The organism is Leuconostoc citreum (genome assembly GCF_004354555.1).
GTDB classification, from domain to species: Bacteria; Bacillota; Bacilli; order Lactobacillales; family Lactobacillaceae; genus Leuconostoc; species Leuconostoc citreum.
This window is the reverse complement of the sequence record NZ_PUFH01000002.1, coordinates 193,229-212,912: the sequence shown is the minus strand read 5'-3', so window position 1 is coordinate 212,912 and position 19,684 is coordinate 193,229. Positions and strand designations below refer to the sequence as shown.

Annotated in this window: 19 protein-coding genes, 2 tRNA genes and 1 riboswitch; of the genes, 7 read left to right on the top strand and 14 right to left on the bottom strand. The window is 39.1% G+C overall.

Annotation, left to right across the window (positions count from 1 at the left end):
* Positions 1 to 9: 9 nt before the first annotated feature.
* From C5L21_RS01535 to C5L21_RS01525, 3 genes are all read right to left on the bottom strand, one after another.
* Positions 10 to 231, bottom strand: coding sequence for a DUF1146 family protein (locus tag C5L21_RS01535; protein ID WP_004899507.1), 222 nt, complete (start codon positions 229 to 231; stop codon positions 10 to 12).
* 142 nt (positions 232 to 373) lie between these two features.
* Positions 374 to 1,813, bottom strand: a complete 1,440-nt coding sequence (locus C5L21_RS01530) for an amino acid permease (protein ID WP_085699323.1) — start codon at positions 1,811 to 1,813, stop codon at positions 374 to 376.
* Between the two features lie 75 nt (positions 1,814 to 1,888).
* Positions 1,889 to 2,057: riboswitch (Lysine riboswitch) on the bottom strand.
* Between the two features lie 17 nt (positions 2,058 to 2,074).
* A complete protein-coding gene (locus C5L21_RS01525; RefSeq protein ID WP_085699325.1) occupies positions 2,075 to 2,731 on the bottom strand; it encodes a phospholipid phosphatase in 657 nt (218 codons plus the stop codon).
* Positions 2,732 to 2,849: 118 nt separating this feature from the next.
* Here C5L21_RS01525 and C5L21_RS01520 point away from each other — a divergent pair, with 118 nt between their 5' ends.
* Genes C5L21_RS01520 through C5L21_RS01510 form a run of 3 tightly spaced genes read left to right on the top strand, consistent with a single transcriptional unit; the run spans position 2,850 to position 5,243 of the window.
* Positions 2,850 to 3,677, top strand: coding sequence for a sulfite exporter TauE/SafE family protein (locus C5L21_RS01520; protein WP_371862928.1), 828 nt, complete (start codon positions 2,850 to 2,852; stop codon positions 3,675 to 3,677).
* Positions 3,678 to 3,688: 11 nt separating this feature from the next.
* Positions 3,689 to 4,051 (top strand): DUF1634 domain-containing protein, encoded by a 363-nt coding sequence (locus C5L21_RS01515; protein ID WP_004905871.1) that lies wholly within the window; start codon positions 3,689 to 3,691, stop codon positions 4,049 to 4,051.
* A 16-nt stretch (positions 4,052 to 4,067) separates the two neighbouring features.
* Positions 4,068 to 5,243 (top strand): LCP family protein, encoded by a 1,176-nt coding sequence (locus tag C5L21_RS01510; protein WP_004905873.1) that lies wholly within the window; start codon positions 4,068 to 4,070, stop codon positions 5,241 to 5,243.
* Positions 5,244 to 5,272: 29 nt separating this feature from the next.
* Here the strand turns inward: C5L21_RS01510 and trpS are convergent, their stop codons facing one another.
* Complete coding sequence (trpS, locus tag C5L21_RS01505; RefSeq protein WP_004905875.1) at positions 5,273 to 6,289, bottom strand: tryptophan--tRNA ligase; 1,017 nt, start codon at positions 6,287 to 6,289, stop codon at positions 5,273 to 5,275.
* Positions 6,290 to 6,445: 156 nt separating this feature from the next.
* Here trpS and C5L21_RS01500 point away from each other — a divergent pair, with 156 nt between their 5' ends.
* The gene (locus C5L21_RS01500) at positions 6,446 to 7,441 is read left to right on the top strand and encodes a ketopantoate reductase family protein (protein WP_004899516.1); all 996 of its coding nucleotides are present in this window, start codon (positions 6,446 to 6,448) and stop codon (positions 7,439 to 7,441) included.
* 35 nt (positions 7,442 to 7,476) lie between these two features.
* On the opposite strand, the gene C5L21_RS01495 is transcribed toward C5L21_RS01500, so the two are convergent.
* From C5L21_RS01495 to C5L21_RS01480, 4 genes are all read right to left on the bottom strand, one after another.
* Positions 7,477 to 8,415 carry a DUF1810 family protein gene (locus tag C5L21_RS01495; protein WP_170167806.1) on the bottom strand — a complete coding sequence of 313 codons (939 nt, stop codon included), beginning with the start codon at positions 8,413 to 8,415 and terminating at the stop codon, positions 7,477 to 7,479.
* A 96-nt stretch (positions 8,416 to 8,511) separates the two neighbouring features.
* Entirely contained in the window at positions 8,512 to 9,504 is a 993-nt protein-coding gene (locus C5L21_RS01490) for a nucleoid-associated protein (RefSeq protein ID WP_307726141.1), read from the bottom strand.
* A gap of 111 nt (positions 9,505 to 9,615) precedes the next feature.
* A complete protein-coding gene (locus C5L21_RS01485; protein WP_133285990.1) occupies positions 9,616 to 11,736 on the bottom strand; it encodes an AAA family ATPase in 2,121 nt (706 codons plus the stop codon).
* Between the two features lie 72 nt (positions 11,737 to 11,808).
* Positions 11,809 to 12,045: a hypothetical protein gene (locus C5L21_RS01480; RefSeq protein ID WP_036058316.1), complete on the bottom strand. Its 237-nt coding sequence runs from the start codon at positions 12,043 to 12,045 to the stop codon at positions 11,809 to 11,811.
* 253 nt (positions 12,046 to 12,298) lie between these two features.
* Between C5L21_RS01480 and rlmD the strand changes: the two genes are divergently transcribed.
* On the top strand, positions 12,299 to 13,795 hold the full coding sequence (gene rlmD, locus C5L21_RS01475) for a 23S rRNA (uracil(1939)-C(5))-methyltransferase RlmD (RefSeq protein ID WP_133285989.1): 1,497 nt from the start codon (positions 12,299 to 12,301) through the stop codon (positions 13,793 to 13,795).
* Between the two features lie 153 nt (positions 13,796 to 13,948).
* On the opposite strand, the gene C5L21_RS01470 is transcribed toward rlmD, so the two are convergent.
* From C5L21_RS01470 to mutY, 5 genes are all read right to left on the bottom strand, one after another.
* Positions 13,949 to 14,021, bottom strand: a tRNA-Thr gene (locus C5L21_RS01470).
* Between the two features lie 64 nt (positions 14,022 to 14,085).
* Positions 14,086 to 14,167: transfer RNA gene (locus tag C5L21_RS01465), tRNA-Leu, on the bottom strand.
* Positions 14,168 to 14,230: 63 nt separating this feature from the next.
* The gene (locus C5L21_RS01460; RefSeq protein ID WP_024047568.1) at positions 14,231 to 14,602 is read right to left on the bottom strand and encodes a DUF6508 domain-containing protein; all 372 of its coding nucleotides are present in this window, start codon (positions 14,600 to 14,602) and stop codon (positions 14,231 to 14,233) included.
* Positions 14,603 to 14,650: 48 nt separating this feature from the next.
* A complete protein-coding gene (locus tag C5L21_RS01455; protein ID WP_004899530.1) occupies positions 14,651 to 15,754 on the bottom strand; it encodes an AI-2E family transporter in 1,104 nt (367 codons plus the stop codon).
* A complete protein-coding gene (mutY, locus tag C5L21_RS01450) occupies positions 15,754 to 16,782 on the bottom strand; it encodes an A/G-specific adenine glycosylase (RefSeq protein ID WP_133285988.1) in 1,029 nt (342 codons plus the stop codon). Before mutY ends, C5L21_RS01455 begins: the two co-directional genes overlap by 1 nt.
* A 125-nt stretch (positions 16,783 to 16,907) precedes the next feature.
* Here mutY and C5L21_RS09410 point away from each other — a divergent pair, with 125 nt between their 5' ends.
* On the top strand, positions 16,908 to 17,051 hold the full coding sequence (locus C5L21_RS09410) for a hypothetical protein (RefSeq protein WP_004899533.1): 144 nt from the start codon (positions 16,908 to 16,910) through the stop codon (positions 17,049 to 17,051).
* A 91-nt stretch (positions 17,052 to 17,142) separates the two neighbouring features.
* Positions 17,143 to 18,534, top strand: a complete 1,392-nt coding sequence (locus C5L21_RS01445) for an MDR family MFS transporter (RefSeq protein WP_085699504.1) — start codon at positions 17,143 to 17,145, stop codon at positions 18,532 to 18,534.
* Positions 18,535 to 18,571: 37 nt separating this feature from the next.
* On the opposite strand, the gene rlmH is transcribed toward C5L21_RS01445, so the two are convergent.
* Positions 18,572 to 19,051, bottom strand: a complete 480-nt coding sequence (gene rlmH, locus C5L21_RS01440) for a 23S rRNA (pseudouridine(1915)-N(3))-methyltransferase RlmH (RefSeq protein WP_004899536.1) — start codon at positions 19,049 to 19,051, stop codon at positions 18,572 to 18,574.
* Between the last annotated feature and the right edge of the window lie 633 nt (positions 19,052 to 19,684).

Below are 19,684 nucleotides of genomic sequence, written 5' to 3'. Positions count from 1 at the left end.
CCTTTTTTGTTATTTTCCCAATAGTGAACTTGGCAAAGCAACAACCCAATTTGTCATAGCAATAAAGAAACTAGCTACCAAATAACCAATAGCAATTGACAATAAAACCTTTAAAAAAGTCGCTTGTTTTGGTGTGTAGGGCATGAATTTAGCAAAGTTAATCGGCCGAATCGTCCAAAAAACAAAATACGTCGCTAGTAAGTTGATACATAACATAAATAAAGGTCCCATTTTGTCCTCCTGATTGGCAGATACCTTATCGACTGATTTATTCGTGGTTCCATTATAGCAGTCGTATGACTGAAATTCTAATACAACATCGCTTGACAAAATAAAGCAATAAAAAAACCAGTCATATACTGGCTTTAAGACATTAGCGATGTTGTTTTAAATCAACCGCCTCTAATTTAATCATTTTTGTTTTATATCTTATTTTGTAACCAAAGTACAAAATGACAAATAGCGGTACAGAGAGATAAGTAACAGCTATTTTTTCCCAATTCAAATGCGTAAAACTACCTGGATCTTGACCGATAATCACCCCGATTGAAATCACAAGCGCAAATAGTGGGCCAAACGGGAACCACTTCGCTTTATATTTCAAAGCTTTTAAATCTTTTCCTTGGGCCACATAAGCCCTACGGAAACGATAATGTGAAATGGCGATGCCAACCCAAGCAATGAAGCCAGTTAACCCAGAAGCATTTACCAACCATGTGTAGGCAACAGAACCACCTTTTGTATTTGAAATAAACGCTAATAATCCGATAACTGTCGTCAATAGCAAGGCAAACACCGGTACACCACGTGTCGAAACTTTGGCAAAAATCTTAGGTGCCTCCCCCTTACGTGCCATAGCGTACAACATTCGTGTTGAGGCATATGAGCCCGAGTTAGCTGAAGAGACAATCGATGTCAAAATAACCGCATTCATTAAACTAGCGGCAAAGGCAATTCCGGCATTTTTAAAGACAATCGTGAAAGGCGACACAGCCACATTTTCCGTTGATGAGCTGAGTAAGCGCGGATCTTGATAATAAACTAATGCTGAAATAACAAAAATTGCTAAAATATAAAATAGCAAAATACGCCAAAATACTTGATTAATCGCCTTGGGAACTGACTTATCAGGATCTTGTGCCTCACCAGCCGTAATCCCGATTAACTCCGTACCTTGAAAGGAAAAACCTGCCACTACAAACACTGATAATACAGCCTGTGGTCCGCCAACAAAACCATGGTTACCAACAGAAAGATTTTTCATCACATTAACATCTGAGTGAATCACACCAAAAATAGTTGCTACACCAACAATCAGAAAGGCAATAATTGTAATCACCTTAATCATTGATAACCAAAACTCAGCTTCACCAAAAGCACCCACAGAGAATAAATTGATTAAAAAGATAAGAATTAATGCGACTGCAGAAAATATCCATGCCGGTGTATGCGGAAACCAAAATTTCGATACTAGACCAACCGCCACAATATCAACTGCTAGCGTAATCGCCCAGTTGAACCAATAATTCCATCCCATAGCAAATCCCAATGCTGGATCAACGTATTTTCCTGCGTAATCTGAAAATGACCCTGATGTAGGTGAATATGTTGCCATTTCTCCCAAACTTGTCATTAAAAAATAAACCATTACACCAATTGCTAGATAAGCAACAATCGCACCGAATGGCCCAGCCTGTGCCACGGTTGCCCCAGAAGCAACGAACAACCCTGTCCCTATTGAACCACCTAACGCAATCATTGACACATGACGCGTCTTCAGATTACGTTTAATTTCACCATTATGTTCTGCCATAAAAATCTCCCTGTCGGGGCAAATAAAAAGCCCCTTTCTTATATAGAAAGAGGTTTAAAAAGTCATTGTATCGTAACTTTTCAAAGCACACCACATTACTGTGACAGTCTAACAAGTATTAGTTGTTAGCCCAATATCATTCTGCCTTAAATGATATTTCGGCAACCGCCCCTTTGACGCAAAGTCACAGTTCTTGGCGAACTCATTTGCGCTAATCATGTTGGTTGCAACCTCTTTGATAACTTGAATATCATATCATCTTTAGATTTGTGTGTCAATTTTCAACACAGAACGCCAATGCTGGGCTCGTTTACGATATTGTTGTTCACTCAATTGCCACCAAAAATAACCAAAGAATAAAGCACCCATACCACTTGACAGTGGCATGTCAGCAAACTTCATACGTGCTAACAAGATCAGTAACCAGATCACAACAGTAACTGTTGTGATAATGACACGTGTTCTTTGGTGTTGGCACACTCTGGGTAAAATGATAGCCACAATCACAGCCAAAAATTGTAGCCACCAAACAAGTAATAAATCCGGCATCATCGGCCCAATTTTTAAACCATTTGACCAATAGACTTGGAGTATAAGTGATAATACGCCTGTTAATAGCAACACAGCAAACTGTGTGATGAGAAACCACCACATCGCAATTTGATAGTTAATAGCCTTGAAAAATAACGCTAACCCTATGCTCAATAGGACAATGACCCAATAATGGGCAAAAAGGCCACCCAAAGCTACCCAAATTGCCAAGGCATGTGGTAACAAATTTTGTATCACTAATGTGCCACCATTATCTAATACGTGGACGAACAACATGTCAAAGCGGACTTGTATAGCTAACACTAAGAACAACACACTAAAAACAACAATCAATAATTTTCTTAATCTGTCTGGCTGGATTAACATTTCATTAACTCTCTTGTTTATTTATCACAGTAATTGTACCATTATATACAATGTACACAATAAAAAATAATTAAGTGACGGTATCATAAAGGTGTCTTTATCTATAGCGATTATCATCATGTTATCTGTTGGCGTTTTTGCCGGAATTTTGGGTGCCTTACTCGGACTAGGCGGTGGGATTGTTGTCACACCAATTTTAGTCATTGGTTTTAATCTACCCATTCATTATGCAATCGGTGCTAGTATTGTCGCAGTCATTGCAACCTCTTCTGGCGCATCTATTGCTTATTTAAAGGATGATTTACTCAATATCCGCACAGCCATGTTTCTGGAAATATTTACAACTGTCGGCGCCTTGCTGGGTGCTATTTTTGCCGGCTTTTTTGCGCCAATTTGGTTGAATTTTTTCTTTGGTATCCTACTAATGTATCAGGCTTTTCGTATGTGGCGCAAATTATATGGCAAGCAAGTATCTGAGACGGTGGCTAAGCCAAACCAACTGGCACACAAGTTACAACTCAATGCTTCTTATTATGATAAAGCGCTCGGCAAGCAAATTGATTATCATGTTGAAAATGTTTTTTTGGGGTCACTGATTATGTTGTGGGCCGGCCTAGCGTCTGGCTTGTTAGGCATTGGTTCTGGTATGTTTAAAGTTTTTGCCATGGATTCTGTCATGAAAATGCCACTCAAGCCTTCCAGTGCGACTTCTAATTTAATGATGGGTGTCACTGCCTCTGCTAGTGCCTTGGTTTACTTTTTCAACGGTACTATCCGAGCTGATATTGCTGTCCCAATAGCACTAGGCATTATTGTTGGCGCAACCATTGGCGCAAGAATGATGCCCCATGTCTCCACACGACACTTACGCCAATTGTTTATTCCGGTTGTTGGTTTAGCTGGTATCCAGTTATTATTAAAGGCCTGTAACATAACATTGTATTAAGGAGTACAGCAATGTTTGATAAACAAAAAGAAAAAAATATTGAGCGTCAAATTGGCGTCACCCTGCGTATTGGTGTCGTCATATCAGTTAGTATTATGCTGGTTGGCTTTGTATATTATCTCTTATCAAATGCACAAACCGGCCTATCAGGTAATCATTGGCCACAGCAATTCAATACATTAATTGTTGCTGCTGTGCAACTCAAACCCGGCGCCATCATGATGTTTGGCTTGTTGTTATTGATTTTAACGCCTATCTTACGCGTGTTAGCCTCTATTTATGCCTTTTATACAATAAAAGATTGGCAATATGTTACAATCACCACAATTGTTCTTTTCATCCTCATGCTTGCCATGTTTATTGGCCAAAATTAACTACCAGGAGAAAATCATGGATCCCAAAAATGATTCACGTTCTAAGCGTTATTCTGCCCCTAGTCATAGGCTACGTAACATTATTTTTGCAGTTATTACCGTTATTGTCCTCGTTATTGGTCTGTTTGCTTGGCAAGCCATCCATAACACCAAAGGTGCACTTGATAAATCATATGCTGGTGCTGGTTTAAAAAAATCACGTGATGTCTCAGATGTTATTAAAAGTGGCCGTCCTATTTCGATTTTGCTCTATGGCACAGATACAGGTGAATTGGGACGTACCTATCGTGGGCGCACCGACTCGATGATGTTGTTGCTTATTAACCCTAAAACAGAGAAAACAACCCTTATTTCATTGGCACGCGATGCCATGGTATCGATTGTCGGTTATGAAAATACTTTTCCTCAAAAATTGAATGCCGCGTACGCCTATGGCGCCACCGCAACGTCCATTAAAACTGTCGAATCTTTTTTGAATATTCCAATTGATTATTATGCCTTAGTCAACATGGGCGGTTTATCAAATATGGTTAACCAGGTTGGTGGCATTTCGGTTAAGTCCCCGATTGATTTTACATACAGCCAAGAAACTGCCCATGATTATGGGCCCAATCTTTATCGTTTCCATAAAGACAGCACTAAATTTGAACACTCTGATGACAATGGTAAGACTTGGTCAGCCTCACGAGCAACTATGGATGGCGATGCTGCTCTTGCCTTTTCAAGAATGCGTTATGACGATCCTAATGGTGATTATGGTCGTCAACAACGTCAACGTTTAGTCCTAGAAGGTTTAATTAAGAAATCAGCGAATATTTCTAATCTGTTGAATGATAAATTCATGTCAACCATTTCTAAAAACGTACGTACTGATCTGACCTTCGGTGATATGACAACTATGGCTAGCAAATATATCAAAGCTAAAAATAACATTGTCACAGAACACATGCAAGGTGTTGGTGAGAGTTATCCTGATGCAGAAGGTAATAATGTTTCTTATGAAGTCATTCCGCAACATGAAAAACAACGTGTCACTGATTTAGCAAGAAAGGCACTGGGTCTACAAGCAGCCAAGACAGGCTTACCATATGGTGGCGAAGTACCAGCAAACCTATCTGGTATAGCTACATCCTTAAGACCAGCCGGAGATAATAACGCTAATGAAACAACCACCCCAAAAACAACACAATAAAAAAGCCACTTGCTAAATCAAGTGGCTTTTTAGTTAAAATAATCAACACCCATGGCGTGACGAACATCTTTCATAGTCTTTTCTGCCACAGCATTGGCACGTTCTGACCCTTCTGCCAACATCGACAAAACTGCTGGTATGTCTTTTGCAAATACTTCACGGCGCGCGCGAATCGGTCCCATTTCTGCTTCCATAACATCAATCAAGTGCTTTTTAAGTTTCATGTCGCCTAAACCACCAGCTGTATAGTGATCTTTTAAATCTTGAACGCGTTGCTTATCTGGATCGAAAATATCAAGATAAGTAAAGACAACATTGCCTGCCACGTGGCCTGGATCAGCAATATTGATATGGCGCGGATCTGTGTACATGGCTTTCACTTTCTTTACCAATGTGTCGGCATCGTCAGAAATATAAATCCCATTTCCTAATGATTTAGACATTTTAGCATTACCATCTATACCTGGTAATCGCCCTTGCCCTTTGGGTGGAAATACACCGACTGGTTCGACAAGAACATCAGTATTATAAGCATTGTTAAAAGCACGTACTAGCTCACGAGTCTGTTCAATCATTGGCTCTTGGTCATCACCGACTGGCACCTTAGTCGCACGGAAGATTGTGATATCAGCAGCCTGTGAAACGGGATAAGTCAAAAAGCCGGCAGGAATACTTTCACCAAAACCTTTTTGGGCAATTTCGGACTTAACCGTTGGGTTACGCTGCAACCGTGCAACCGAAACCAAGTTCATAAAATATTCTGTTAATTCAAATAACCCCTTGATTTGTGACTGAACAAAAATTGTTGTTTTTGCCGGGTCTATGCCGACCGCTAAATAGTCTAATGCCACCTCTGTCAATGATTGTCGAATTTTTTCAGGATTTCTAGCATTGTCTGTGAAAGCTTGGGTATCAGCAATCATGACAAAAGGGTCATATGCACCAGAATCTTGCATGATAACACGATTTTTTAATGAACCGATGTAATGCCCAATATGTAACTTTCCTGTTGGACGATCGCCTGTTAAATATATTTCTTTAGACATATGAACTTCCTTTATTTGAAACGTGCAAAATGCACTATAAGTATTATTATACGTGAAAATTAACCAACTTCATAGCCTCAAGGTTTGGACTAACCCTTGACTTAAAATGTGATAAAGATTAGAATAATATCATTAAAAGTTAAGGAGATTCATACTATGAAATATGCAGTAGTTGGCGCAGGTGCGATGGGGTTGCGGTATGGTATTCTCCTTCAAGAAAACGCTGGTGTCGCTGTCGACTTTATTGAGCCGACTCAGGCAAGTTTAGATAAAATTCGCGCACAAGATAATCAGGTCTGGAAATCGCGTGATCACCAAGAACGGCATCAAATTAAAATTAATATTTTCTCACCAGAAGATTACACTGGTGAGCCGGATGTATGGATATTTTTCATGAAACAAATGCAGTTACAAGAGACATTAGAACGTTTGTCACCTAAATTTAAAGCTGGCCAAACAGCACTGGGTGCTATGAATGGTATGGGCCATATTGAAAAATTACAAAAATACTTTGACGACGAACACATCATTGGCGGTACAGCAATGATTGCCACCGTACTCAATGATTTTGGCGATGTGGACTTTATGGGGGCTGAAAGTGCCGGATCATCTGTCTACGCTAATCTGACTGAACAACCTTCACAGGTCATGGATAACCTTTTAGTTGATTTTCAGGCGGCCCATTTAAATCCCAGTTATACTGAAAATTTCATGGGAACATTGCTAACAAAAGTTTTTTTTAACGCTGTCGAGAATTCTATTGCCACAATGTTTCAATCACGTATGGGTCAATTGATGGCTTATGATGGCTTTTTAGAAGGCATTGCCCGACCACTCATTAACGAAGCTTATGATGCAGCCGAAGCGGCTGGCATTAAACTCATTGAGACACGTGATGAAATGGTTGCACAAGTTGATTACGTTTCTAATGTTGCTAACCCTCTACATTTCCCTTCTATGTATCAAGATTTTGTCAAGGGGCGCCCCACAGAAGTTGACTATATCAATGGTTGGATTGCTGACTTGGCTGAGAAGCATGGCACCAAAGCACCGAATCATCGCTTAGTGACACATTTTGTCCATTTAGCAGAAGCAATGCGCGAATTCACACCACCAGTAAACAAATTAGCACCAGATTATACAGGCGCTTAAAAAAGCAACGTGGCTTATCAAACACACGTTGCTTTTTATTTTGTTAATAATTCAAGTGTTGCTACATGTTGCTGGCCATTAAAATACTTGTCTAAAGCCGATTGGAACAAGCTAGCATCAGGCGAAATATAGTTAAACAACGTTAAACTGGCTTGAAACTTTTGCGCATCAACTTGTCCAAATAAAGCGACTGGATCACTCTTCGGCAATGCTAACGTCACTTTTATTAATGCTGCTAGTCGTTCATTGAGTTGTGGGTGCGCCAGATATTCATGTGCTTCTTTGACACCGTCAAGGCCATAAAAAATTGCACGTTCGCTGTTACCTAATCCGCGCAACTGTGGGAAAACAAACCACATCCAGTGTGTTTGTTTTAAACCATGAGCCAATTCGTCGCGGGCTGCTTCATAATCACTAACCCCAACAATTTGACCGTTCTGCGCGTCTAAAAATCTTTGCAAATCAGAATCAAGCGTTAACATTTGCACTTGTTTCGTCGCTTGATACTGACGGTATAAACGATAAACTGCCTGTCCAGAAAACGTTAGATGCTTATGTTCAATTGTTTTGAGTGACATCCATTGTTTGGCATCAATCTCTGTATCATCAATAGCTGCCTCTCCTGTCTCCCAATGCGTTAAATGAAAGATATTCGTATACAGCTTAGCGACATCCCCGTTAGGATAATGTGCGACAAAATTTTTTCCTGAGATGGCGCCAATCAAGTTAAGTTGTTCAGGCTTTGCATGAATGCCTGCTTCTTCTAACACTTCACGAGCTGCATTTGCTTGCCAAGCCATTTCTGGTTCGACATAGCCACCGGGAAACGCCCAACCATCAAAATCACGATTATAAATCATGAGTAACTCACCTTGGCTATTTTCAATGACAACATCAGTTGTTGGCATAACTAATTCAAAGTCATGTCCAACGTAAGTCCGAATTTTGGCAACATAAGAATCTTGATATGGCATTTTTTTATCGTGCACATTCACAATGTGCACTTCCTTTCCTGAATTCGTTACGTCCATTATAACAGTAACATCTTAAATTTTTCTGATCTAAGCTAACTAGACCGTAAACTTATTGAAAACACTTTCAATATCTTTAATCACTAAGGACATTGTCCCATTAACGTTGTTCACAAATTCGACCTTTGACGGATCTTGATAAACTGATATAGGAATAGAAATTTCGATACCGGAATCTAGCTTAAATTTTTGTGTGCGATACTTTTTCTGATACTTTTCTTTATTTTCAATGGCAATCGTTTTATCGATTACTTGTGCCGCTATTTTTTCTTGATATTGCATTTTAGCAGTCAAATTGTCTGAAAACACTTTTTCCGCAATAGTATTTGTGTCTAATTGTCCCGATTCTAAGGCATCATAAATCACTTCCTGTGTTTTGGCTAATACTTCATGCGCTGGTAAATCATCATATTTGTCAGCAATATTTTTAACAGTACGCTTAATCGTCTGCATATTTTCTTTTACAGATGTCTCAGGCTGAATGGCTAAGAACTTCTCAGAAAAGTAAGCGACACGATGACCATCAATAAGGTATTTTTTCTCCAATAAATGGTATTGTTGTGTTGTTAAATCAACTAAAATTGCTTCATCAACTGTCTGCGTCGCTGCTGGTAAGACCGCCTGATTTAATACCAAATTATTGATCATTTGGTTATCTTGATATGCCACAACATGAGCATAGCGGGGTGAGAAATTTAATTTAATCAAACCAAATAAAGGACCATCATCTGTTGTTGCCAAAAAACTTAATATATCTCCCGGCCGTATCGCATCTTGACCAGACATAATATCAAACATTTTGCTGGCCAATTGCGTTGTCATATCTGAAAAATCGGCGTTATCTAACATTGTTGCAAGATAGTCCTGCGCCGTTAAGGTGCCTTTTTTGACATCCCCTGCATAAATTTTTTTCACTATTTGTTCAATATAGTCTTGAACTCCGGCGCCATCTAGAGCCATTTCACCTTGTGACGCAATTAAACTGCCAGTATTGGTATCCAAAATATGTAGTATTGCATGTTGAATAATCATCATCGTACCCTTTAATCGTAATTCATCCATTATAACATGCGGATTTTTAAGATTTAACACAAAAAAACTGATAGACAAACTGTCTATCAGCCACATATACTGCTTAATTAATTACTTATCAATCACTGCCGAAATAACTACTTTACCATCAACTAGATCGGCACTCAAATGCTTCTCACCAGGATTATCGAGGTAGAAGTCAGTTACTTGATCACGAATTTGTTGTTCGATAACACGGCGTAATGGTCGTGCGCCCATCGCTTCATCATAACCAGCTTCAATCAAATGATTTTTAACTGCTTCTGAGACCTGCAATGTCAATTCCTTTTTGGCTAACGTTTGATTTACATCATCCAACATCAAATCAACAATTTGCTTCAAATCATCTTTAGTCAAAGCTGAGAACTCAATGACACCGTTAAAACGATTTAAGAATTCAAGACGGAAGTAAGGTGCCAAACGCGACATCAAATCACCTTCACGCTTGTCTGAAAAACCGGCATTTGATGTTGCGATAATGACTGTGTTCTTAAAGTTGACAACATTTCCTTGACCATCAGTCAAACGGCCATCGTCCATCACTTGTAATAGCAAAGTCAATACCTGCGGATTAGCTTTTTCAATTTCATCTAATAACACGATTGAATATGGGTTACGACGAACTTTTTCTGTCAGTGTGTTGCTATTATCATCATAACCAATGTAACCTGCTGTTGTACCAATTAACTTAGAAACAGCTGTTAAATCAGAATATTCTGACATGTCCAATCGGATAATATTTTCTTTCGAACCAAACATATCTAATGCTAACTGCTTAGCTAACTCTGTCTTTCCAACACCTGTTGGTCCCACAAATAAGAAACTACCAATTGGACGATTGCCTTCATCAAATCCAGCACGGTTTCGACGAATAGCACGTGCAACCATGTTGACCGCTTCATCTTGACCGATAACTTTACCAGCTAAACGCTGACCGATTGTCTTTAAGCGCTCAATATCAGAAGCGCCCATTTGCGATACAGGAATACCAGTCAAGCGTTCAACGGATTCCGCCACATCATTTGTTGTTGCCACAACCTTTGTGGCTTCATCAGCGCCAGCAATTTTCTTTTCCAACTCTGCAATACGATTCTTTTGGTTTAAGGCTGCTTCAAAGTCCTCGTCTGCTACAGCCTTGTCTTGCTTTGCTTTGGCTTCACTTAATGCTTTTTCCAGACTGACCTTGTCAGTCACAGGATTCTTAGCACTTAAATGTGCGGCTGTCATGTCTAACAGGTCAATTGCCTTATCTGGTAATGAACGTTGTGGAATATATTGTACAGAATAATCTACAGCCGCCTTTAAGACTTCTTCAGGGAGTGATACATGATGATGCTTCTCATATAAAGCAGCAATTCCCTTCAAAATCTCTAGCGTGTCTTTTGCAGATGGCGCATTAACGGTTACTTCATTGAAGCGGCGTGCCAATGCTGCATTCTTCATGATGGTATTACGATACTCGTCTTGCGTCGTTGCACCAATTAATGAAATTTCACCACGGCTCAATGCTGGTTTGATAATATCTGCTAATCCTTTACCACCATCTTCACCACCTGTTGAGCCGGCACCTAGAATTTGATGAATTTCATCGAAGAATAAGATAACGTTTCCAGCTGCCTTAACTTCTTTCATCAAATTTTGAATATTTTCTTCAAAGGCACCTCGAAATTGCGTACCAGCCTCTAAACTTGAAATATCAATTGAATAAATTTCCTTGTCTTTAATCGCTGCTGGCACATCACCATTAACAATTGCCTGGGCTAAGCCTTCAACAACGGCTGTTTTTCCAACACCAGCATCTCCAACCAAAACAGGATTATTCTTTGTACGGCGGCCCAATATTTCTGCCGTTTCTTGAATTTCTTTGTTACGACCAATGACTGGGTCAAGCAAACCATCGCGTGCTTCCTGAGTCAAATTACGTCCTAGCTTTGCCAACATACCTTCTTGCTTAGGTTGACCTGGTTGTTGGGCAGTCATTCGACCATTCCCAGAAACTTGCCCTTGTTGACCACCTTGTGGTAACTGACCATTCTGACGATACTGGGCAAATTGCTCGGGTGTGACTTCTTGACCGTTGATAAGATAACGTCTGTTTTCACTATTATAGCCATTCATGTTGCCCATCATGTTGTTAAAAATGTCATTCATATCTGATCCAAATGGATCGTTAAAAAAGTTATTATTCGCCATTTGTTAAAATCCCCTTTTTACATGTGCTCATCAGCTATCACTCATCCCCTAAAATATGATAAACATAACTGATTACTTGTGCTGATCGGAGTCAAAATACAATCGTTCGAGATCACGAAGAACCTCCCACATTGCTTTGTGCTGCGCTTTTGCTAAGGCATCTAAGTCTCTCACATTTAAACTCGTTGCATCCGATTGCGTCTTGTTAAACGACTTGTGAATCGTTGTATAGCCGTAACCAGAATCTTTCGCTACTCTATAAATTGTTAGCGAATTATCATCCAAATACGCCTTAATATCAAATCTCATCATCGTTTACTCCAACTTAATGTTTGTCCGCGGACACGAACGTGACTGCGGTTGATAAAGTTTATGCTTCTTGTCATTTTTCCACATCTCCTTTACAACAATAATTATATCACATCAGTGTTATAACACAAGTGTAAAACACTCACATTTGTAAACTATTTTAAATTCACATAGCTGTTATACTAGTTAGATAACAACGTCAACATGGCATTGCAATGCAGAAAGGATTGTGCTTTTGATTAGCACACAAAATATGACAGAAAATAAAAAACAAAAAAAAGCTTATCCATCTAAATCAAAATCTCAACCAGGCCAAAAGACTTATTATGGCAAGCATTTTGATCCACGTAAACAACATGGTCAGCAGCGCGCTTCAACTGATGGCGTTGCTGTTCGTATTGGACAGAATTTTCCATTAACAATCAAACGTTTGGGCATTAACGGTGAGGGCATTGGTTACTTTAAGCGTAAGATTGTCTTTGTTCCCGGCGTTTTACCCGATGAAGTCGCTGTTGTCAAAGTAACAGACGTCCAGCCAAAATATATTGCCGCCAAGGTCTTGAAAATTCGTGAAAAATCACCCAATCGTGTGAAATCATTAGATACATTCGCTGATGAAGTTGGTGGTTTTGAACTTGAGCACATGACTTACTCTGCGCAATTAGCCTTTAAAAAAGATGTTATTGCGCAATCACTAGAAAAATTCCAACCAAAAGGCTGGTCAGAGTATGACCTACGTGACACGATTGGCATGGCTAACCCTTATGAATATCGCAATAAGGCGCAGTTCCCCGTTCGCAAAATTGATGATGTACTTAGTGTTGGCATGTACAAGCGTGGTAGTCATGAACTAGTTGATTTACCCATTGTCCATACACAATCACCAGCGACAATGAAAGTGTTACGCACCGTACGTGATCTATTAGATAAATTGTCAGTATCTATTTATAATGAAGATAAGAATCGTGGTACAGTTAAAACAATTGTCGCCCGTGTGTCACACACCACAGGTGACGTACAATTAACATTCGTCACAAATACCGATGGTTTCCCTGGTGATGTCGCACTTATTGCAGCAATTAACCAAGCATTACCAGAAGTTAATGGTATTTTCCAAAACTTCAACCCCGGTCGTACGAGCCTTGTCTGGGGTGAAGAGACTATTAAGTTATGGGGCAAAGATTATATTGAAGAAACGGTGATGGGTAAGACATTCCAACTATCACCGCGTGCATTCATGCAATTAAACCACACCCAAATGACCGTTGTCTATAATGAGGCACTGTCGGCACTTAATTTAACACATGCCGATAAGCTCGTCGATGCATATGCTGGTGTTGGTACAATTGGTCTCAGCCTTGCTGATAAAGCTGGCGAAGTCCGTGGCATGGAAATTATTCCTGAAGCTGTTGACGACGCTAATATCAATGCTAAAATTAATCATATCTCAAATGCTAAGTATGAAGTTGGCACTGCTGAAGTACTATTTCCAAAATGGCAAGCCGAAGGTTGGTTAGCTGACGCGTTGGTGGTTGATCCACCGCGTACTGGCTTAGATACCGCGTTACGACGTGAAATTATTCGGACAAAACCAGAGAAATTTGTTTATATTTCATGTAACGCATCAACGCTGGCACGCGATTTAGTTGATTTAACCAAAGCATACAAGGTTGATTACATTCAAAGTATTGACATGTTTCCACAAACTGCGCGTTGGGAAGGCGTTGTCAAGTTAACACGTCGTGATTAACAAAAAAACCAAACTGTCATACAGTTTGGTTTTTTTAATGGTTACTTGTCGCTGCTTTCATTTAGCTGATAACATAGAAACCTTCATAATATTGTAAAGCACACTAGACTACAAAATAAAAAGCACTAATCTAAGATTAGTGCTTTTTGATTATGCCGACTAGCGGATTCGAACCGTTGACCCCCTCATTACTAGTGAGATGCTCTACCAACTGAGCTAAGTCGGCAACTCCAAGTACTCAAGTATGCCTATACCATACCAGATACCCCAGAGAATACACAATTCTCTTATACGGGTGACAGGAATCGAACCTGCACGCCTTGCGGCACTGGAACCTAAATCCAGCGCGTCTGCCAGTTCCGCCACACCCGCATGCTATTGCTAACACAACTATATTAGTTTACTTGAAAATAAAGCATTCGTCAAGAGTTTATTTCAATTTTGTTTTAAACGATACGCATGAACCAGTAAATCCAACATGATACCATTTTCAATTAATGCTTGCCACATACCAGGTGTATATTTTTCACCACGAATGATGGCTGACATAATGGCGCTTATCAGGCGATAATCATCTGAATTTTTTATGATTTCAGTTATCTCTGACTCTGGTAATCCTGAATAATAATGATGTTGATGTAACGAACGGTCAAAATTCCTATCATACTCCGCGGATTGATAATAATCTTGTGCTAAGGACAGGATTATAGTTGGGTAAGTGGGATATTCGGTTGCACCCCATGGTATTGTTTGCCCTTTAGCCTTTTGAAGTACCGCAATATATTTTTCAAAATCAAATGTTTTCACTGTCCTATTTTCTCTTTTCAACTTTTTAGACAGTTCTATACTAACACTTTACTTACTTTTTGTCAGAGAAAACAACTCAAAACCAAACTTCACAATAACCCTGAGTACCGCGTACACTGGCACGATTAATATCATACCAACAATGCCCCACAAATTACCCGCAACCATTAATAAAAATACAATCGTTAGCGGATGAATAGCTAATGATTTACCAATTACATTCGGATAAATGAAGTTACCATCTAATTGCTGCACTACGGTCATCACAATCAAAACAAAAATAACTTGTTTCCATGACTGTGTACTTGCGACGATCAAAGATGGTACGACACCAATCCATGGGCCAATATAAGGCACAATATTTGTAATCCCTGCAATAACCCCTAACAACCAAGCATAGGGCTGCCCAATAATGAAATAACCAATCGTCATTGATAAACCAACAAAGCCCATTTCAATCGCTTGACCAGAAATATATTTTTCGATGGTGCGATCCATTTTTGCCATTAATTCTGATATTTTTTCGGCATGACGTGCCGGAAACATTTTTTTAATCGCTGGCACAAAACGTTCACTATCACTAAGCATGTAAAACAAAACGACCGGAATGGTAATTAAGTTGATTGTAAACGACGTCACTGTTGTTACAACAGTGCCCAAGGTACCTGCTGTAATGGTCAGAAAAGATGCGGCATACTTGCCAACAGCATTTTTAACTTCAGACACATTAATTGATAAATTAAGATTCTCAAACCAGTGACTATTCATGGTTTTAGTTGCAAATTGTTGCATATCTTGTGCAAAACTTGGTAAGGAATCAGCCAAATTTGTAATTTCACGAATCAACGTGGGTACTAAGACCACCAACGCACCAGCAATAACCGATAAGAAGAAAATGAATGTTACCACTACCGCTAATTGGTGTGGTATTTTTTTGCCACGAATTTGAATACGCTTAATCAGAGTTAAAAGTGGTTTCAGGACATAGTACAAAAAGCCTGCCACAACTAGTGGTACAAAGACTGTTGAAATAAATACTTTAATGGGACGCATCAAAAAGTCAAACCCCAATAATAGGTAAACTAAAATCGAGAGCGCAAGTAGTTCAATGGTCCAGAAAAAAAGATGTTTGAGTTTAGTATTAGGAAACATTAGCGTAATTCCTCCAAAGCGGCAAGTAGTTTGTGTTGTACAGTTGGTAGAGAAAGCGCCTGCCACTGTGTTGATGACAAATATTGTTGTGTTGGTGTTGGTGTCGCTGTGACATCCTGTTTCACCAACCAGATTTCCCATCGGCGATGCGTAAAGACGTGGACAATTGGCTTAATATTGAGCTGTTGCCCTTTGATGTCGTCAATACTAGTAATTTCAGTTAAGGGAAAAGTCCAAAAACCTGATAATAGCCCTTTTTCAGGTCGTTTCTCGAATAATAATTCGCCATCTTTTTCAGAAATAGTAGCCATAAATAACTGTTTTACCGGTTTTTGCTTTTTTGTTTTAACCGGAAAGTCTAATTCGACGCCATCTCGATATGCGGCATTAAACTGACGTACAGGTGAATTGATACTATCTGGATTCTTAGCTGTCATATAGCTAGAACCCAAATCCATGATTGCTTGATTAAAGTCGCCAGGCCGTTGGGGGTCAACAATAGGTAGAATCGCATCATAAAATATTTTACGTGATTTTGTTTGCGCAATGTCTGCGTCAATTTTTAATAACCGACTAAAAACACGGTAAGCATTACCATCAACGGCTGGTACCACTTCATTAAAACTAATCGAGGCAATGGCAGCTGAGGTATACGGACCCACACCAGGTAGCTCCTGTAAATCATCTGCACTTTCCGGCCAATTACCATGTAACTCATCAACAACAAAACGGGCTGCTTTCTGCAAATTGCGTGCTCTAGAATAGTATCCTAAGCCCTCCCACAGCTTTAACACTTGTTCTTCCGGGGCACGCGCTAAATCCTGTACAGTCGGTAGATGTTGCATAAATCGTTCATAATAAGGTAAGACCGTATCAACCTGTGTTTGCTGCAACATAATCTCTGATACCAAAACACGGTAAGGTTCATGATTTAAGCGCCAAGGCAAGTTAGCACGGCCTTCTTGATCATACCAAGTTAATAACGTGTGACGAAAATCTCTAATTGTTTCTTCAGACCATAATTCCATATATCTATTGTACCTTATCTTTGTGAATTTTTATCACCGCAAATCAATGAGAGTCTTGATTTTTCCAGTTTTATACCGTATAATAATATCTTGTATGTAAAACATTTTAAAAAGGAGTACCCATCATGGCATTAAAGAAGCCGCTTAATTCATTCGCCCGTGCTCGTAAGGTCGGACACAACTCAGCCAAGAAGCAACGTCAAACTGCTATCGCAAAGTTGCAACAATGGGCAAAAGGTAAGTCAGAAGAATTACCTGCAACAAAGTAATTTTTATCTTTTACCGTTGAAAACCAGTATTTTACTGGTTTTTTTGTTTATTTTCATATCACTATACTATCAATGAAAGGCAGGTATGCTATTGAATATTTCAAAAAAACAACGTTCTATCCTCATTATTCTTGTTATCGGCACATTTCTAGGCTTTCTCAACCAAACACTAATGAATGTGGCTTTACCTAATATCATGACCGAATTTCACATTGGTCCAAGCCAAGGGCAATGGGTAACAAATGGTTATATGCTAGTTAATGGTGTGATGGTGCCGCTCACCGCTTTTTTAATCCAAAGACTCACCACTAGAAAACTATATTTAACTGCCGTTGGTTTATTTGCGTTAGGCACGCTAATTGCTGGATTTGCTAATAGTTTTGCTGTGTTAGTCACTGGTAGAATGGTACAAGCCATCGGTGCCGGTGTGTTTGGTCCGCTAATGAATGTCGTGGTTATGAACCTCTATGAATCAGATAAACGTGGTCAAGCCATGGGGATGATTGGCTTAGCACTTAACTTTGCGCCGGCCATTGGACCAACATTGTCGGGTCTGATTATCACGCAACTATCTTGGCGTTTTCTATTTTTAATTGTCGCCCCTTTTATTATTGCAGACTTTATATTAGCTTTCTACCTTCTAAAAAATATTGGCAACACTAAGCGGCTCAAATTTGATTTTCTTGGCGTAGTACTATCAAGTATTGGTTTGGGTAGTTTACTTTACGGTTTTTCAAATGCTGGTGCAACTGCTTGGTCAGATTTCACTGTATGGGGATTTGTAGTTATCGGCTTAATTGTCACAGCTTTGTTTATCTGGCGTCAAATAACAAATAAAACGCCACTACTCAACATGGCTGTTCTAACGTATAGGCAGTTCGTTGTTGCTATGCTTATTAATGTTGTCTTAATGATTGCCATGTACGGCGGCGCACTGATGTTACCATTGTATATTCAAAATGTACGTCACTATTCAGCATTAATTTCTGGTTTAATATTACTGCCGGGCGCACTAATTACCGCCCTTTTATCGCCTCTCAGCGGTCGTCTATATGATAAATATGGTCCACGCTACCTCACACTCACAGGTATCTTACTCACTACTGTAGGTACGTTTAGTTTGTCTATGGTCACTTTAAACACACCAATCTGGTTAGTCGTAGTGAGTCAATTAATTAGACAATTAGGCTTGGTCATCGTTTTGATGCCTATTCAGACTGAGGCATTCAATGCTTTGCCATTATCGCTGATGCCTGATGGTTCTGCTATGTTTACTACTGTTCGGCAACTGGCAGCTTCTTTTGGAACAGCTGCACTAGTCACTGTCATGACACAAGTCGTTGTCTATGCGGGCAAAGCATATCCAACCCATACGACATTAAATCAACTACAAGGCATTCAAGTTACTTTTTTGTTTGCAAGTGTATTGATGATTATTGCTGCTGCTATGACAACACTGTTAAAACAAAAAACAACGATTTAAAAAAGCAAACTAACGTTTGCTTTTTTATTTTAGGTCATTATTTATGATAAGGCGAGCCTTGTTGAATCATAAAAGCGCGATAAATTTGTTCAATCAGCACTAAACGCATTAGTTGGTGTGGCAAGGTCAACAGTCCAAAGCTAATCGCCATGTCTGCTCGCTGCTTAATACGTTCATCCAAACCAAGCGAACCCCCAATGATAAATGTAATGGTTGAATAACCAGACAGTGTGATATCCGACATTTTTTTAGAAAATGTCTCTGACGGTAACTGTTTGCCCTCAATTGCTAATACAATAACGTAGTCACGTGATCCAATTTTATCCGCAATACGTTCCCCTTCTTTAGCCATAATTTGTTGATTTTGTGCTTGACTAGCATGCTCTGGCGTCTTTTCGTCAGGCACTTCAATCAATTCAACTTTAGCAAATCTGGCTATCCTTTTACTATATTCTGCAATCCCATCTTTTAAATAGTGCTCTTTTAATTTACCTACTGTAATTAATTTAATATTCATAATTTCTCCGCATTTTTCATTTTCTTAAGTAATTTAATAGTTAAGCAAACATTTGTATCAGACCCTGATTCTAAAGATGTCCACACGAACAACAACATCAAAAAGGTGACATAAGCCAATTATATCAATTACCCCGCTGTTCGCATAATTTTTTATCCACAAGCGCACCGTTTTTTTACTAAAAGTGTGGATAACGTTATCAACGCTATATGTATGCGATTTGATAAAACAGTTGCCTCAAAAAAGATAGTTATCCACAGTTTTCCACTTTTTTATCCACAACTGTGGATAAGCACATTTGTTCCCTTGACAATACCTTTACGTCAATCAGAAATCGTTAGGTATTTATACCGTAACAGACAATAAATTCTCATTTCATTATCACTTTAACAAAAAAACCGTATAATCTATCGGCAGACATGATTGTCAAGATTTTTTAAACAAAAAATACTTCTTTTGTATAACGTAGCCTGAATTTTAGAAAAATTTATAATTTTTAGCCTTTTATCCACACAGTAATATGAGTTATTCACATTTTATCGACTTTTTAACCGATTTATCAACATTTTCAGCACAGTTTTCAACATTTTCAGAAAATACATACTTCATTTCTTTTGTCAACTAAAGGTAAAG